This window comes from Agarivorans sp. OAG1, from assembly GCF_037076485.1.
Lineage (GTDB): Bacteria > Pseudomonadota > Gammaproteobacteria > Enterobacterales > Celerinatantimonadaceae > Agarivorans > Agarivorans albus.
Window position 1 is genome coordinate 1,133,841 of the sequence record NZ_AP028990.1, and the last position, 14,773, is coordinate 1,148,613.

Below are 14,773 nucleotides of genomic sequence, written 5' to 3' on the forward strand. Positions count from 1 at the left end.
AATGAATCCCACTATCAAACAAGTTACCCAAAACATTATTGCGCGCAGCCAAGGCTTGCGCAGCGCTTATGTTCAAAGAATGGAGAAACAAGCAGAGCAGGGGAATGCAAGGGCGCATTTAAGCTGTGGTAACTTAGCCCATGCCATTGCTGCCTGTGGTCAGCAACAAAAAGACCGTTTGCTAGATTTTACCAAAGTAAATCTGGCTATTATTACTGCCTACAACGATATGTTAAGTGCTCATCAGCCCTACGCTCAATACCCTCAGTTGATTCAGCAAAAAATGGCTGAACTTGGCCATAGCGCGCAAGTTGCTGGTGGAGTGCCTGCGATGTGTGATGGCGTTACTCAAGGCCAAGAGGGCATGGATTTATCGCTGTATTCACGTGACCTTATTGCCCAAAGCACTGCCATTGGTTTGAGCCATCAAGGGTTTGATGCCTGCGTCTTATTAGGGGTTTGCGACAAAATTGCCCCAGGGCAGTTGATGGGAGCTTTGTCTTTTGGTCACCTGCCAACTGCTTTTATGCCCAGCGGGCCAATGCCAAGTGGTATTAGCAATGATGAAAAGGTGGCGGTTCGCCAACAGCATGCAGCCGGAGAAGTGGATAAAGCGGCGCTACAGCAGATGGAAAACAAAGCCTACCATGCGCCCGGCACCTGCACTTTTTATGGTACTGCCAATACTAATCAGCTGGTATTTGAAACCATGGGTTTAATGCTACCGGGTAGCGCCTTTGTTAATGTGAATACCGCACTTAGAGACAAGCTTAATCAACATTTACTTAGTCACATGGTGGGAATTACTCGCGGAGGCTCAGCTTATCGCCCGCTCTATCAAGTTATCGATGAGAGAGCCATTGTGAATGGTTTAGTGGCTTTGTTGGCTTCTGGAGGCAGCACTAATCACACCTTACATATGATAGCGATTGCCCGTTGTGCCGGCATTATCATTAATTGGGATGATTTTGCGCTGCTTGCCGAGGTAGTGCCGCAACTTTCTAGTATGTACCCTAATGGCCCAGCAGATATTAATGCCTTTGAGCAAGCTGGTGGAGTGCCTAGTTTACTGCGTTTGTTAGCGCAACGAGACTTGCTGCATATGGATGCCACTACTCTCTATGGAAAGCTAAGTGATTACTTACAGTCACCTGTTTTAGTAGGCGAAGAGCTAAAGTGGGGGCCAGCACAGGCCAGCAACAATAATCATGTGATTGCAGCAGACGGAAAACAGTTTAATCGCAGTGGCGGCTTGCAGGTATTAAGCGGAAACTTGGGGCGGGCTGTAATAAAAACCAGTGCAGTTAAGGCTGAGCATCAAGTTATTTGTGCGCCAGCCAAGGTATTTGATTGTCAGCACAAAGTGGTAGAAGCGTATCAACAAGGTCAGCTTGACCAAGACATTGTAGTAGTGGTGCGTTATAACGGTCCTGCAGCCAATGGAATGCCAGAGCTACATAAATTGATGCCAGTATTGGGCAACTTGCAAAAACAAGGTTTTAAGGTGGCACTGCTTACCGATGGTCGCTTGTCGGGCGCATCAGGCAAAATTCCTGCCGCGTTGCATCTAAGTCCAGAAACGGCCAAAGGCGGTTTGCTGGCCAAAGTACAAGACGGTGACATGATCTACTTAGATGCGATTAAAGGACGCATCGACTGCCAAGTTACCGAGCAAGAACTACTGCAACGAGAGCCTGTCGCCGACAGCAAAACCAAACAAGATGAGGGTTGTGGCAGAGAGCTATTTAATCCCTTTAGGCGTTTGGTAGGCAGCGCCGAGAGCGGCGCTACCATATTATTTAATGACTAAGTCTTCACGTAGCCGCAACTTAAAAAGCTTGCTCAAGGCTTAATAGTGGAACCCGGGTAGACAAGGCATGTAGGGCCATGTTGTGTAGCATTTCATCTACCGTGGTGCAGCAGTCCGCCAAAATGGATACTTCATAAGCCTTTGCAGCTTTTGATAAGGCAGTGTGAGTAACACAGTTTTGGGTCATCATGCCGCAGATTAGCAGCTTGTTTATACCACGCTGTTGCAGGTAAGCATTAAGTTCGGTTTGCTCGAAGCTGTCGGCAAATCTTTTCACTATCACTTTGCCTTGTGGAGCTGCCGCTAAGATCTCTGGGTGAATGTCTGCGCCGCTTGAGTCTTGATTGAAAAACGGGGCGAGCCCCAATGCTGGGTCGGCAATGTGTTGAATATGAATAAGCTCCATCTGTTGCTCTGTAGCCTTTGCTATCGCAGATTGAATGTTCTGCAAGCATTTTGAGGTATTCCAAAGCGGGTATTTGCCTTCAGGGAAATAGTCATTTTGTAGATCGATGATTAACAGGGCAGTGGTCATAATTGTTAGCCTTTTAATATAATTGCGTTTAATCAGTGAGGCTATTATCGGATTGGTGCTGGTTGGCTAACAGAGTCATAAATGACAACTATGAGGGTAAAACTGACATTGTGAGAAGTGTTAATAAGGAACAGTAGGCACCACTGCTTTACTCAGAAGCTAGCATGTTTAGTGTTGAGCTAGCTATTATCCTTGCTAGCTAATATTGGATGGGTGTTGTGGCTTTCTGGCAAATCAGTTTGCGAAGAAAATAGCGATGAATTTAGCGCCACACCTTTGTGTAATTGACTGGCAATAGAGATTGAGAGCAACACTGGAATAAGCAGCAACAACACCAATGTAAGTCGGTTCATAAAATACCCCTAACAAGCTGTACATGTTATTAGACCGCGAATAGCCTCTTTTGATTGCCAGCAATCTGTAATAAAACGTAAAGAAAAGTAAAACGGACCAATTAAGGTCCGCTTTTAAAGGGGAAAGTGAAGTGGTTTAGCCCGCCGCAATCAAATCATTCATATTGCTCACCAGCTGGTCGAACTCAGCACGCTCTTGTTTATCAATGGCAGAGGCGAGGGGGATTTTTGCTGTCATTGGGTTAACCGCTCGGCCGTTAATATGGAACTCGTAATGCAGGTGGGGCCCGGTTGAGCGGCCGGTATTGCCTGAGTCTGCTATCACTTGGCCACGAGTGACTCGTTGCCCTTTGCGAACTTTAAATTTGTTTAAATGTAGGTAACGTGAGCGATACTTACCGCCGTGTTGAATCACGATGTATTTACCCGCATAAGGGTGATTCTCGACTCGTGTTACTACGCCATCACCTGCGGCCAATACCGGGGTGCCAATAGCTACGCCGAAATCGGCACCGTTATGTGGCGAGATACGTCTGGTAATTGGGTGCTTGCGACGTGGGTTAAAACCAGAGGTGACCCGGTGAGCGCCTTTAAGCGGTACTCGCATAAAGGCGCGCGCTAGACTTTCGCCATCTTTGTCATAGTAGTTACCATTGCTAAACAAATAAGCGCTGTATTCGTTGCCTCGGTTAAAAATACGCACTGCACTAATTTCACTTTGACCGGTGAGTTCGTCATCGATGTATTGGCGATTACGTACAACTTGGAATACATCGCCTGCTCTAAAGTCACGAGAAAAACGCAGTTTGTCTTTAAACATTTGCGCTACTTGCTCTACTTCACTTGGGCTTAAGCCAGCTTTTCGGGCTGATACGTAAAAGCTACCTTCAATGGTGCCTGCTATGGCTTGTTTCTGCCATTGCCCTTCAATATTAATGGTTTCGTATTCGAAGCTGCTTGCATCTACACGCTTAAAGATGATTTTTTGTGCCGGATTAAAGGCAAGCTGTAGGGCCAATAACTGTTGCTGGTCGTGGTCGATGGTAAAGGTAAGATCATGGCCAGGACTTAAGGTATCTAAAGCTAGTACCGAAATATCCGCCTCTAGTACTTGATACATCGTGGTTTGGTCGATGTTAAAGCGAGTGAAAATTTTACCTAGAGTATCACCCTTCTCAATAGTGTATTGATAGCTGCGCTCGCCTCCAACCTCAGCTTGTTCAGGCTCTGTTTTTGCAGCAGTGAGTGTTGGCTCGTTGGTGTTTTGCTTCGCCACAACTGGCGATTCAGCAGCTTGTCTAAACTGCTCGGCACTGGGCTCATCTTGGGTATTCTGCTTTACTATATCGATGGCTTCATTGGAGCGACTAGCCAGACTAAAAGTGATGCCATCGGACTCTGACTTAAAGTCGTTTTGCGGCAGTTCGATGAGCTGGCGGCTGTTGGTACTTACTTGTTTGGAGCTAGGCCAAATACTGGCAATGCCTACGAGTACACCGCAGGCAATAATGAGCTGCCAATGTTTGTTGGGAAGCCTGCTAGGGCGACCAAACAAACGAGTTTTACTGTTAAACATACAATCTTTTACCTAATGAACGCTGTCTTAACGCAGCTGTTATTGTATTAATACTAGTGAGCGACTTTTGCTGGTTCGTGGTGCTATTCACGACACTTGCCCTTGTTGGCAACCAGAGCAAAGCCCTTGGAATTCGTAACTTTGCGAATGCAATTTAAAGCCTTGCTGTCCGGCAAACTGGTCCAATTCAATTTTTAATGATTCAGACAAGCCTATTTGAGTGACAGATTTACAGTCGGTGCAAATAAGCAAGGGTTGTGGAGTAAATGGGGCATGCTGGTGGCCAATGATGTAACGGCTACTTGATTCAATATGCTGAATGAAGTGATATTGCAGTAGGAAATCTAAAGCGCGATATACCGTTGGAGGCTTGGTATTTTGTTGCTGTTGTTGCAGCTTAGCCAAAATATCGTAAGCGCTAAGTGCTTGTTGATGTTGATGAAGAATAGCCAACACTGCTGCACGATTTGGCGTGAACTTAAGCTTATTTTGGCTACAGTAGTCACTGACACGTTGTATATAATTGGCTGTAGACATGCTTTACCGAAATAGAACTTAGCTGATGAGCGAAATACACCCACAAAATTTGAGCGTTACATTATAACAATCACTGCTTATAGGCAAGTCTTGCAAGGTCAAGTATCGACATTGCCATGGTTTTTTATGTCTTATTTAAGTGATTGTAAATAAAGCGCTAAATTCTGTCGTTGATTGGCGACAGGTTAAAATGTGCTGCTTTAAGTGATTATGCCGTCTGCTATTGCTGTTTACTTCAAAGAGTGAAGACATGTAAATACCGAGTAATTTAATGCGATTGATTAGCGCTGAAGCTGCTGTAGATAAAGGCTCCACTAAAAGTGCTGATTTTTTATTTAGTTTGCTCGCTTTGTAAGCACTCGAACCTTAATTGCGAAAAAGCGGTTGACTTGTTTCGGCTAAAAACGTTTAATAGCCGCCGTTGCCCGGATAGCTCAGTCGGTAGAGCAGAGGATTGAAAATCCTCGTGTCGGTGGTTCGATTCCGCCTCCGGGCACCATCTTTAAAAAGCCTGCTAAATTTAGCAGGCTTTTTTCGTTTCAAGCCTTGCGTTTAGTTCTGCTGAGATTTATTGCGAGAATAGTGAATTAAGCAATGAAACACCGCCGCTTGCTTGTTTAAGTTTCTGTAGCCGTGTGGTTTATCGCCGGCAAAGCGCAACGCTTGTCCTTGGCTGAGTTTATTCCATTGCCCGTTAGCTAAAACTTCCATCTCCCCACTGGTCACAATGACATGTTCACTCACTCCAGCTTCGTGGGGCTCAGATACTCGCTGATAGTTCTCTAACAAGGTGAGTTCGTACATCTCAAAGCCATACTTTTCATCGTAAGGGAATAAAATTGCTACGAGCATGTCATCGCTGGCGGGTTGTTGGCGAAGTTGATCTGCGCTGCGAATTTCTGGCTGAGCTTGTTCTGCAAGTTCTGGCTCTAAAAAGGTTGATAAGGAAGTATTAAAGCCTCCGGCTATTTTCCACAATGTGGCAATAGTGGGGCTAGATTCACCACGTTCTATTTGCCCTAACATGGCTTTACTCACACCGGTTTGTTTGGCTGTGGTGTCTAAACTCCACTGTTTGTCTTTACGCTGCTGTTTGAGCGCTGCCGCGAGATATTGATTTAAGGCCAGCAAAATAACCTACTTGTTGAAAAATTAGTCTTGTACGTTATAGCGCACAAGTGCTAGGCTTGTCCAGTGCGTGCGCTATAGCGCACGGTGTGAGTAGGAATTTACAGTTAAGCCAAGGAGTAGCTATGCGTGACTGGTTTGTTTTATCTCGAGTGTCGGCTGGTTTTATCGCAGTATTAGTGGGCTATACCAGCTCAGCCGTTATTGTGTTTCAAGCTGCTGCTTCGGCAGGAGCTAGCGAACAGCAAATTGGTTCGTGGTTGTGGGCTTTAGGTATTGGGATGGGGGCGACGAGTATCGGCTTTTCTTGGTATCACAAAAAGCCGATTCTTACTGCTTGGTCTACGCCTGGCGCAGCACTGCTAGTGACTAGCTTATCTGGGCTCTCGGTTAATCAAGCGATTGGTGCGTTTTTGTTTAGCTCGCTATTAATAACTTTAGTGGGTTTAAGTGGGTTGATGGATAAGCTGATCCGTTGGATCCCACAATCAGTGGCCTCCGCGATGTTAGCTGGGGTGTTATTGCAATTTAGTTTGCAGTTGTTTCAATCACTAGAGAGCCAATTGGTATTGGTATCCAGCATGGTGGCCTGCTACCTAATCGGCAAATTGTATGGCCCACGCTACGTTATGCTGGTTACCTTACTGGTAGGCATTACAGCAGCTTTTTACTTGGGTTTGCTGGAGTTATCGTCGGTGACTTTAGAGCTAGCTATGCCGGTGTGGATTAGTCCAGCGTTCTCATGGCAAGCAATTTTAGGTGTAGGTTTGCCTTTGTTTGTGGTCACCATGGCCTCACAAAATATGCCTGGTATCGCTGCCTTATATGGCAACGGATATCGGCCTGCAATTTCTCCACTGATATCTTGGACAGGCGTCGCCGGGATACTGCTAGCGCCATTTGGAGGCTTTGCTTTTAATTTGGCGGCCATTACTGCTGCAATTTGCATGGGCAAGGAGGCCGATGAAGATCCCACAAAACGCTATTTTGCCTCGATATGGGCTGGAGTGTTTTATCTACTGGTGGGCTTGCTGGGAGCAACGGTGGTGAGTTTGTTTGCCGCTTTTCCTCAAGAGTTGGTGGTGGCTATTGCTGGTTTAGCGCTGATTAGTACCATCGCAAACAGTTTATCAACTGCCTTGGCCTGCACAAAGGGGAGAGAGGCGGCCGCCATTACTTTTTTGGTAACGGCTTCATCGGTCAACTTGTTTGGCATTGCCAGCGCGTTTTGGGGCCTAAGTTTAGGTTTGATCGTGCACTACCTTTTTTCTCGTAATGAAGCCGCTGGAATAGTTAAAGAGACTAGAGAAGCTAGCAATAAAGCCTAGCTTATCTTAAGGTTGAAGCATCACAAATATGATTGTTTACGTCGTTGATTAAACGTTTTTTGTTCTATTTACTAAAAGGCTTTCTGCTACTTGCTCTGTTTGCCGAGTTAATGGTGTTAGCCTTGCGTTGGATAGACCCATCAATTTGGTCTTGGCGTATACACCGTGCTTGGTTCCCCCCTGTTTCTTACCCTGAGCAAGTACAGCACCAATGGATACCATTAGCTAATATCAACAAATCAATGCCCTTGGCGGTGGTTGCCGCTGAAGACCAACGGTTTTTGTCGCACTATGGCGTAGACTTTTTAGCTATCTGGAAAGCGTATAAGAGCAATCAACAAGGCGGGCGATTAAGGGGCGGTAGTACTATTACTCAACAAACTGCCAAGAATCTGTGGTTGTGGCCTAGTCAGAGTTATTGGCGAAAGGCAGTAGAGGCTGGCTTTGCAGGTTTGCTGGAGTTGAACCTACCTAAATCCAGAATCATCGAGATTTACTTAAATATTGCTGAGTTTGGTCCTGGTATCTACGGGGTAGAGGCTGCTAGTCAGCATTACTTCGCTTTGTCTTCATCACAACTTAGCGCTCATCAAGCGGCAAGCTTGGCAGCCTTGCTGCCAAGTCCATATCGCTACTCACTAAACCCCAACAGTGCGTTTATGAGCCAGCGAATCTCGTGGATTCGCCAGCAAATGCGCCAATTAGGATCTTTAGAGTTGAGCCGCCATTAGTTTACGCATGACTAAAGTGCTGCTTGGAAAAGGTCTATAGCGAATTGAGATGACAGCTTTAGACAAAGCAAAATGACAAATACAGAGATTGCGATAAGGCTAGCTTTTGAGAGTGTTTTTAAGAATCCAAAGAACATAGTGACCTCACTTGTGTTTAGCCATCCCTGGAGTTTGATTCAATGTAATTATACTAAATGTTGAGTAAACACTGAATTTTAGAACTTGTTTTAGATCAATATTGACTGCTGTTTTTTTAAACAATCGCTAAAGAGTGTGATCGGTAAATCGATTTTAATTTTGGTCACTTAATCGCATACTAAATTTAAATATTAATGATAATGGTTGTCATTCTTTTTACTGTAAGTTAATGAAATGTAAATGTATTATGCAGTGAGCTTAGTTAGGGTGTATACTTTTTCGATACCTCAAATTGGCAGCTTGGAGCGCAGTAATGAAAGCCGAACCAAATATAATTGCTTTGTTAAATAAGGTGTTAGTTTCAGAACTTACTTCGATTAACCAGTATTTTTTACATGCCAGAATGTATAAAAACTGGGGTTTTGATGCGCTGAATGAGCGTAATTATAAAAAATCGATTAAGGATATGAAGCAAGCCGACAAATTAATGGAGCGAGTTTTGTTCCTAGAAGGTTTACCTCATGCCCACATGTTGGGTGTATTGCGCATTGGTGAGTCGACCGAGGAAATGCTGCAATGTGATATGGACTTCCAGTTAGAGCAGTTGCCAATCATTAAACAAGCTATTGCCGAATGTGAGCAGGCTAAAGACTTCGTTAGTCGAGATTTGTTAGAAGAAATCTTAGATTACGAAGAAGATCATATTGATTGGATTGAAACTCAACAATATCAAATTGAAAAAATGGGCCTAGAAAACTATTTAGCTGCTCAAATTACCGAAGGAGATGACTAATGAAAGGTAATAATGAAGTCATTGATGTGCTAAACCGCCTGTTGATGAATGAACTAACGGCAATGGATCAGTACTTTATCCATTCACGCATGTATGAAGACTGGGGCCTCAATAAGTTATATGAGCGCATCGACCACGAGTTTGATGATGAGAAAGGTCACGCCTCATTGCTTATTCAACGTATTTTGTTCTTAGAAGGTACTCCAGACTTAAGTAAGCGTGAGCCTTTGCGTATTGGTAGCGATGTACCAAGTATGCTTGAGAATGACTTAAAAGTTGAGTACGAAGTTGATGCCTTACTAAAAGAAGCGATGGCCCTTTGCGAGCTTAAGCAAGATTACGTAACACGTAACATGTTGCAAACCCTGATTGATGATACCGAGATGGATCACGCTTATTGGTTAGAGCAGCAGTTAGGCTTAATTAAGAAAATTGGCTTAGAGAATTACCTACAAAGCCAAATGTAAAAGTTGTGCCCAGCAGATATAAAAACGAGAGCTTTTGCTCTCGTTTTTTGTTTTATACCAATCACACTAAGTAAGAGTTCAAAAAAACGCAGGAAAAATACTCGAGAATAAGGCAGGATTTTTCGATAAGTAATTATTCTACAATCAAAAATTCTAACGCAGTTATCGAGTATTTTAACCAGATAGAGTGAACTGTTACTTAGGGTCTGTTGATCTTTGGTGTTGAAATTTTGTTCGAGATAAGCGGGCTTTAATCGCGGCGAGCACTTAGAAGCCTAGTGGGCTAAGCAAGAAGTGCTTAACAAAGAGTAAAGTTCGCTTATCCGAACCCTTCGGGCAGCATTTCTTAGCCATTTATCCAGCGTTAGCGAGTGATTATTAAGCCCACTTAACTGCACACTCACTGCCTTGCCTAAATGGCAAACAAATTACTGCAAAAACCATCAGCAAAGATCAACAGACCCTAGTACGATTGGTATTAGCTGAGCTGCCAGCTAAATTGCGTCCAGTTCCGCTCTAAAGCGAGCTGTTTAAGCTTAGGGCAGGGGTTAACCGTGTATGCATTGTCTGCATACTCTAGTAAGGGCTGGTCGTTAATTGAGTCAGAATAAAAGCTGATTGATGAGTACTGCCTTGACTGACTAGTGAGCCATTGCTTAAGCCGTGTGACTTTACCTTCTCGAAAGCTAGCAACACCATGTATTTGTTCTGTGTACTTTCCCTGCTCGGCATGTAAATCAACGCCTAAATGATGTTCAACACCTAATAATTGCGCAATCTGGTTAACTATAAAGCTAACTGTAGCGGAGATTATAAGTACTTCATGGCTTTGCTTTAACTGAGAGATTAATGCTTGGCCTTGCGGGTAGACAATACGATTAACTTGCTGGCGAACAAACTGACTTACTAAGCGGTCAACTTGCTCACTACTAAGGTGTTTTATCGGAGTTAAACTGAAAGATATGTATTGCTCTAAGGCTAGCTCGCCTAAAGCATATTGCTGCATCATTGCAGCGTCTTGTTCAAGAAAACCTGCTTGGGTAACCACTCCTTCCTGTACTAGAAATTGATGCCATAGTACGCCACTGTCGCCAGCGATCAGTGTTTCATCTAAATCGAATATATGTAGTTCCACATAGGCCTCTTTCACGTGTGAGCGACTAAAGACGATGCTAAGGAAAACTGAAGGATAGCTCAATGGCTAAATTTTATTGAGGGTAAAGAAAAGGCCAGCTGAGCTGGCCTTGTTATTTTATGCAGTATCTTTTTTGAGATTCTCTGGTAAGCCATCTGGTACTGGCGCCCAACTGCGTTGTTGCGCTTCACCGTGAAGTACCTTGCGTAGCTTCTCGTTAGCAGCTGCAGCGTAAATTTTCTCGGTTTTGATTTCTTCTTCTTTACGTTTAAGCGCATCTTCCATATCTAACTGAAGATCTTTGTAACGCTTGCTGGTTGCCAAGAAGACTAGACCAATTAATACCACTAGCACCGCAACTACCGCGCCGAATAACCACCAAGCAATGCCTGACTCTTGGGCTTGGCCAGCATTTTCCGAGCGTTGTACAAGTTCTACAATATGAGCACTTAACTTGTTGTTGTCTGCTCGTAGCTCATCTCGTTGCGTTTGCATTTGGTTAAACTGCTCTTGCAACTGTTTTTGTTGCTCAGAGTTACCGGTGTTTTCAGCAATGGTTTTCTGTAAACCAAGCACTTGCTCGTTAACGCCAGCAAGTTGTTTTTCAAGCTGCTGATTTCGCTCTAACAACTGAGCTTCGGCATTGCTGCTACCAGCCTGTTCAACTTGCGCATATAAGCTTTGGTTAGACGCAGTTAATGTGCGGTTTTCGTTGCTTATTTTGTCGTTAAGTTGCAGCAAGGCTTGGTAGTCAATCAACTTGCTGTTTAAGTCGTTTTGTAAACGCTGGTTGATTTTTTGAGTATCGTTTAGCGCAGACTGAAGCTTGTTAATAGTCTTATTCTTTTTGCTTAAATCGTTCTTAAGCAAATTCAAAGTACGCGTCATTTCTGGGCTTGGGCCTGTACTCTTCGCAACCGGTTTTGGCGTAGGCTTAGGCTTGGCAGCTACCTTGGCTGTAGTGGTTGTTGCTTTAGCTTTAGGCACTGGCGGTGGCAGTACTGCTTTAGGCTTAGCTGAAGTAGTTGTGGTTTTTGCCGTTTGCGTTGTAGCACTTTTAGCAAACTGTCTTGGCACGCCGGTGTATATCTTCGGATCTTTTTCTACAATCCAAATCTCTAAACCATGCTTGCTTTTGATCCACTTCCATTCTTCAACGTTCATATGGTGAAGTTCACCATTAGTCAACGTGTATGAGAATTGTTTAGCATCTTTACGTACAGGGATCGTAAAGGCTACACCGAAGTCGTCAAACTTGCTCGGCATTAACGGGTCGCCAGGGGTGGTGCCTTTACGCAAACGGAAGTCGGTTCTAGCACCAACTTGTTTGCCATTCACCATTTCTTCACCGGCCCAGATATGTAAACCCCAACCATCATAGTTGTTATTAATGCTCTTGTAGTGAACAGTTACGCTATCTGCACTGGCAACTGTACTAATACACCAGAAAAGTAATATAAATATGGATGCTCTTTGCACAATTACTCCATTAACTTGTTTAAGTCGCATGAACCCATAATAACTAAAAAAACATTAAAGAAGTAGCAACTAGATCACCAATATGGTGTTAAATTTTAAAGAAAAATAGACTTAGCTCCAATTGCTGCAGGTTTTTGCAGTAAAAATGTCCAGTTTTTGCTGCTAATTGTTTTTTACGTCAAAAAGAAATTGTCTGACCTTATGAGGATTGCATGATGAAATATCGTCAATTAGGAGAGTCAAATTTACGAGTAAGCGAAATTTGCTTAGGAACAATGACTTGGGGAGAGCAAAACTCTCGTGATCAGGCTTTTGATCAACTTGATTACGCTTTGGCGCATGGGGTTAATTTTATTGATACAGCAGAAATGTACCCAGTGCCACCTCAACAAAGTACCCAAGGTGACACCGAGACTATCATTGGCGACTACTTAACACGGCGAAAATGTAGAGACGAGCTGATATTAGCCTCAAAGGTTGCTGCGCCTTCTAAATCAGATCGCGGTGGTTACATCCGCCAAGATATGCGGCTTACATGGAATGGCATTCATCAAGCACTAGAAGACTCTTTAAATCGATTACAAACCGATTACCTTGATCTTTATCAGGTGCATTGGCCAGATCGTGCTACCAACTTTTTTGGCCAGTTAAACTATCAGCATCAAGAAGGCGCTGATCAAACACCTATTATAGAAACACTTGAAGCCTTAGCTGATCTTGTGAATTCGGGAAAGGTTCGCTACCTGGGGATCTCTAATGAAACACCATGGGGAGCAATGCGTTATGTTCATTTAGCAGTGAAGCATAACTTGCCGAAGATCGTCTCGATCCAAAACCCTTACAATTTGCTTAATCGAAGTTTTGAAGTTGCCTTAGCGGAAGTGTCGCACCGCGAGAATATTCCTTTATTAGCCTATTCCCCATTAGCATTTGGTGCACTAACTGGGAAGTATTTGAATGATCAATGGCCCGAAGGTGCACGACTCACCTTATATAAGCGTTTTGCTCGCTATGGCGCAGAAGCTCAACAAGCGATTCAGCATTATGTCGATTTAGCGCGTGAATTTGAATTAAGTCCTGCCCAGTTGGCCTTGGCATTTGTCAATCAGCGTAGCTTTGTGGGAGCCAATATTATTGGTGCCACCAACCTTGAACAGCTCAAAGAAAATCTGAGTAGTACTAAAGTGTTAATGTCTGATCAGTTGGAGCAGCGAATTCAAGAGCTGGGTGATACATTTAGGATACCTTGTCCCTAATGCGTGAATCTATGATCAAAGAAGATCGTTCTGAAAGCTTTAGGCAATTACTAGAGCAGGTGAGTGCTTGTCGTTTGTGTGAGAAACAGCTTGAGCCACGCCCAGTGGTGCAGGCTAGTGTTCACTCAAAGATATTGATTATTGGCCAGGCTCCTGGAATAAAAGTACACAAAAGTGGCGTGCCTTGGGATGACGCCAGTGGTAAGCGTTTAAGACAATGGTTGGCGCTAGAACCAGAGACATTTTATGATGCAGAAACGGTGGCGATTGTTCCTTCGGCTTTTTGTTACCCCGGTAAAGGCAGGCATGGAGATTTGCCGCCACCAAAACTGTGTTTTGATACTTGGCATCAACAAATCATCGAACAGCTCAACAAGGTTGAGCTTACTTTGTTGATTGGCCAATACGCCCAAGCTCTTTATTTGCCCACAGATACAAAAACTACGCTAAGTGAAAATGTTGGTAATTATCAGCATTACGCGGCCCAAGGTATATGGCCTTTACCTCATCCTTCACCGCGCAATCGCCATTGGTTTGCTAAGCACCTTTGGTTTGAGCAAGACTTAGTACCTAAACTGCAAAACCAGATTAAGCAGTTATTAAGCTAGTTGCTAGAGCTACGCTCATCTAACCATTGTTTAGGAGACATATTCGTGTTGGCTCTAAATGCTCGGGTGAAGCCAGATACACTTTGATAACCCACTTCCGAAGCAACCCAAGTAATCGGTTTTCCACGCTTTAGCAACTGTTTGGCTTGGTTGATTTTCCATTCCACTAAATAGTCGCCAGGCGAACAGCCGATAGTCTGCTTAAAGCTTTCAATAAAACTAGTGCGCGACATAGCCGCTTGTTCTGCGAGCCATTCAACTGAGTGCTCGCAAGCCGTTTGCTTATGTAAAGCCGCTAAGGCGAGCGATAGTTTGGGGTGCAATAAGCCGGCAATTAAGCCGGAGTGTTTGTTTTGTTGGTTAATACTGTGGCGTAGTAATAAGGTGACGAGGACTTCCACTAACTTGTCCATTATCACTAACGAGCCCTGGTCAGTCTCAAAGGCTTCGTTAAAGAGCAACTCTATAGTGCGGGCAAATTGAGCATGTTGACTAAGCGGTAGCACAATTTGCTCTGGCAAGGCATTCGCTAGCGCACTGTGATTGGCATTGTCATATCGAATAGTGGCACACACAAGTTCTGCTGGCTGTTGCTCATCCACAATAAGTCGATGGGCTTGCGGTTGGGGGAAAAAAATTAAACTGGGTGCAACTACATTTAACAGTTGCTGCTTGCTTTGAATACTTAAACTACCAGATCGCAATACATGAATGTGTCCAACAAGCTCATCACCTGTAGCTACATCAGATAAGCCACATAATTGCCCTGAATAAAAAACACCAGCGCTGATTGAAAACTGTCTGAGTAGGCTAGAAAGTTGGTCCATTTTAGTTATTCCGTACTTTTTGCACTAATTGCTGAACGATTGTATCCCAACAGACCGGAGCTAGCCGTTAAT

15 protein-coding genes and 1 tRNA gene are annotated in these 14,773 nt (G+C 44.0%); 8 read left to right on the plus strand and 8 right to left on the minus strand.

Translation table 11 applies throughout. From position 1 onward, the window contains the following. Position 1 precedes the first annotated feature (1 nt). Positions 2 to 1,810, plus strand: coding sequence for a phosphogluconate dehydratase (gene edd, locus OAG1_RS05260; RefSeq protein ID WP_338624599.1), 1,809 nt, complete (start codon positions 2 to 4; stop codon positions 1,808 to 1,810). A gap of 19 nt (positions 1,811 to 1,829) precedes the next feature. Here edd and OAG1_RS05265 read toward each other — a convergent pair whose 3' ends face one another. The 4 genes from OAG1_RS05265 to OAG1_RS05280 form a co-directional block, all read right to left on the minus strand. Then, a complete protein-coding gene (locus tag OAG1_RS05265; RefSeq protein ID WP_338624601.1) occupies positions 1,830 to 2,345 on the minus strand; it encodes a cysteine hydrolase family protein in 516 nt (171 codons plus the stop codon). Positions 2,346 to 2,524: 179 nt separating this feature from the next. Beyond that, positions 2,525 to 2,698, minus strand: coding sequence for a hypothetical protein (locus OAG1_RS05270; RefSeq protein WP_338624603.1), 174 nt, complete (start codon positions 2,696 to 2,698; stop codon positions 2,525 to 2,527). A 136-nt stretch (positions 2,699 to 2,834) separates the two neighbouring features. Continuing rightward, complete coding sequence (locus tag OAG1_RS05275; protein ID WP_338624605.1) at positions 2,835 to 4,274, minus strand: peptidoglycan DD-metalloendopeptidase family protein; 1,440 nt, start codon at positions 4,272 to 4,274, stop codon at positions 2,835 to 2,837. 87 nt (positions 4,275 to 4,361) lie between these two features. Further along, on the minus strand, positions 4,362 to 4,811 hold the full coding sequence (locus tag OAG1_RS05280) for a Fur family transcriptional regulator (protein ID WP_016402947.1): 450 nt from the start codon (positions 4,809 to 4,811) through the stop codon (positions 4,362 to 4,364). 423 nt (positions 4,812 to 5,234) lie between these two features. Between OAG1_RS05280 and OAG1_RS05285 the strand changes: the two genes are divergently transcribed. After that, a tRNA-Phe gene (locus tag OAG1_RS05285) sits at positions 5,235 to 5,310 on the plus strand. Positions 5,311 to 5,363: 53 nt separating this feature from the next. Here OAG1_RS05285 and OAG1_RS05290 read toward each other — a convergent pair. Then, complete coding sequence (locus tag OAG1_RS05290; RefSeq protein WP_338624608.1) at positions 5,364 to 5,942, minus strand: XRE family transcriptional regulator; 579 nt, start codon at positions 5,940 to 5,942, stop codon at positions 5,364 to 5,366. Between the two features lie 122 nt (positions 5,943 to 6,064). Between OAG1_RS05290 and OAG1_RS05295 the strand changes: the two genes are divergently transcribed. The 4 genes from OAG1_RS05295 to bfr (OAG1_RS05310) all read left to right on the plus strand — a co-directional run bounded on the left by OAG1_RS05295 (position 6,065) and on the right by bfr (OAG1_RS05310) (position 9,396). After that, on the plus strand, positions 6,065 to 7,267 hold the full coding sequence (locus tag OAG1_RS05295) for a benzoate/H(+) symporter BenE family transporter (protein ID WP_338624610.1): 1,203 nt from the start codon (positions 6,065 to 6,067) through the stop codon (positions 7,265 to 7,267). Positions 7,268 to 7,311: 44 nt separating this feature from the next. Further along, a complete protein-coding gene (gene mtgA, locus OAG1_RS05300; protein ID WP_338624612.1) occupies positions 7,312 to 7,998 on the plus strand; it encodes a monofunctional biosynthetic peptidoglycan transglycosylase in 687 nt (228 codons plus the stop codon). Positions 7,999 to 8,449: 451 nt separating this feature from the next. Continuing rightward, positions 8,450 to 8,929 (plus strand): bacterioferritin, encoded by a 480-nt coding sequence (gene bfr / locus OAG1_RS05305; protein WP_338624614.1) that lies wholly within the window; start codon positions 8,450 to 8,452, stop codon positions 8,927 to 8,929. Beyond that, a complete protein-coding gene (gene bfr, locus OAG1_RS05310) occupies positions 8,929 to 9,396 on the plus strand; it encodes a bacterioferritin (RefSeq protein ID WP_016402942.1) in 468 nt (155 codons plus the stop codon). Before bfr (OAG1_RS05305) ends, bfr (OAG1_RS05310) begins: the two co-directional genes overlap by 1 nt. Before the next feature lie 478 nt (positions 9,397 to 9,874). Here the strand turns inward: bfr (OAG1_RS05310) and OAG1_RS05315 are convergent, their stop codons facing one another. Continuing rightward, positions 9,875 to 10,531 carry an HAD family hydrolase gene (locus OAG1_RS05315; protein ID WP_338624617.1) on the minus strand — a complete coding sequence of 219 codons (657 nt, stop codon included), beginning with the start codon at positions 10,529 to 10,531 and terminating at the stop codon, positions 9,875 to 9,877. 117 nt (positions 10,532 to 10,648) lie between these two features. Continuing rightward, on the minus strand, positions 10,649 to 12,010 hold the full coding sequence (locus tag OAG1_RS05320) for a pullulanase-associated domain-containing protein (RefSeq protein ID WP_016402940.1): 1,362 nt from the start codon (positions 12,008 to 12,010) through the stop codon (positions 10,649 to 10,651). A gap of 215 nt (positions 12,011 to 12,225) precedes the next feature. Between OAG1_RS05320 and OAG1_RS05325 the strand changes: the two genes are divergently transcribed. Together OAG1_RS05325 and OAG1_RS05330 are read left to right on the plus strand one after the other, a co-directional pair. After that, a complete protein-coding gene (locus OAG1_RS05325) occupies positions 12,226 to 13,266 on the plus strand; it encodes an NADP(H)-dependent aldo-keto reductase (RefSeq protein WP_338626415.1) in 1,041 nt (346 codons plus the stop codon). Then, the gene (locus tag OAG1_RS05330) at positions 13,266 to 13,874 is read left to right on the plus strand and encodes a uracil-DNA glycosylase family protein (RefSeq protein WP_338624620.1); all 609 of its coding nucleotides are present in this window, start codon (positions 13,266 to 13,268) and stop codon (positions 13,872 to 13,874) included. Before OAG1_RS05325 ends, OAG1_RS05330 begins: the two co-directional genes overlap by 1 nt. Here OAG1_RS05330 and OAG1_RS05335 read toward each other — a convergent pair. Further along, the gene (locus OAG1_RS05335; protein ID WP_338624622.1) at positions 13,871 to 14,701 is read right to left on the minus strand and encodes an AraC family transcriptional regulator; all 831 of its coding nucleotides are present in this window, start codon (positions 14,699 to 14,701) and stop codon (positions 13,871 to 13,873) included. The genes OAG1_RS05330 and OAG1_RS05335 overlap by 4 nt on opposite strands. Between the last annotated feature and the right edge of the window lie 72 nt (positions 14,702 to 14,773).

What these genes read in the sequence shown, in the direction of transcription:
- OAG1_RS05325 (WP_338626415.1), top strand. Translation starts at nt 12,226, where the DNA reads ATGAAATATCGTCAATTAGGAGAGTCAAATTTACGAGTAAGCGAAATT.
- OAG1_RS05295 (WP_338624610.1), top strand. Translation starts at nt 6,065, where the DNA reads ATGCGTGACTGGTTTGTTTTATCTCGAGTGTCGGCTGGTTTTATCGCA.
- OAG1_RS05280 (WP_016402947.1), bottom strand. Translation starts at nt 4,811, where the DNA reads ATGTCTACAGCCAATTATATACAACGTGTCAGTGACTACTGTAGCCAA.
- OAG1_RS05275 (WP_338624605.1), bottom strand. Translation starts at nt 4,274, where the DNA reads ATGTTTAACAGTAAAACTCGTTTGTTTGGTCGCCCTAGCAGGCTTCCC.
- edd (WP_338624599.1), top strand. Translation starts at nt 2, where the DNA reads ATGAATCCCACTATCAAACAAGTTACCCAAAACATTATTGCGCGCAGC.
- OAG1_RS05335 (WP_338624622.1), bottom strand. Translation starts at nt 14,701, where the DNA reads ATGGACCAACTTTCTAGCCTACTCAGACAGTTTTCAATCAGCGCTGGT.
- OAG1_RS05265 (WP_338624601.1), bottom strand. Translation starts at nt 2,345, where the DNA reads ATGACCACTGCCCTGTTAATCATCGATCTACAAAATGACTATTTCCCT.
- OAG1_RS05330 (WP_338624620.1), top strand. Translation starts at nt 13,266, where the DNA reads ATGCGTGAATCTATGATCAAAGAAGATCGTTCTGAAAGCTTTAGGCAA.
- bfr (WP_016402942.1), top strand. Translation starts at nt 8,929, where the DNA reads ATGAAAGGTAATAATGAAGTCATTGATGTGCTAAACCGCCTGTTGATG.
- bfr (WP_338624614.1), top strand. Translation starts at nt 8,450, where the DNA reads ATGAAAGCCGAACCAAATATAATTGCTTTGTTAAATAAGGTGTTAGTT.
- OAG1_RS05270 (WP_338624603.1), bottom strand. Translation starts at nt 2,698, where the DNA reads ATGAACCGACTTACATTGGTGTTGTTGCTGCTTATTCCAGTGTTGCTC.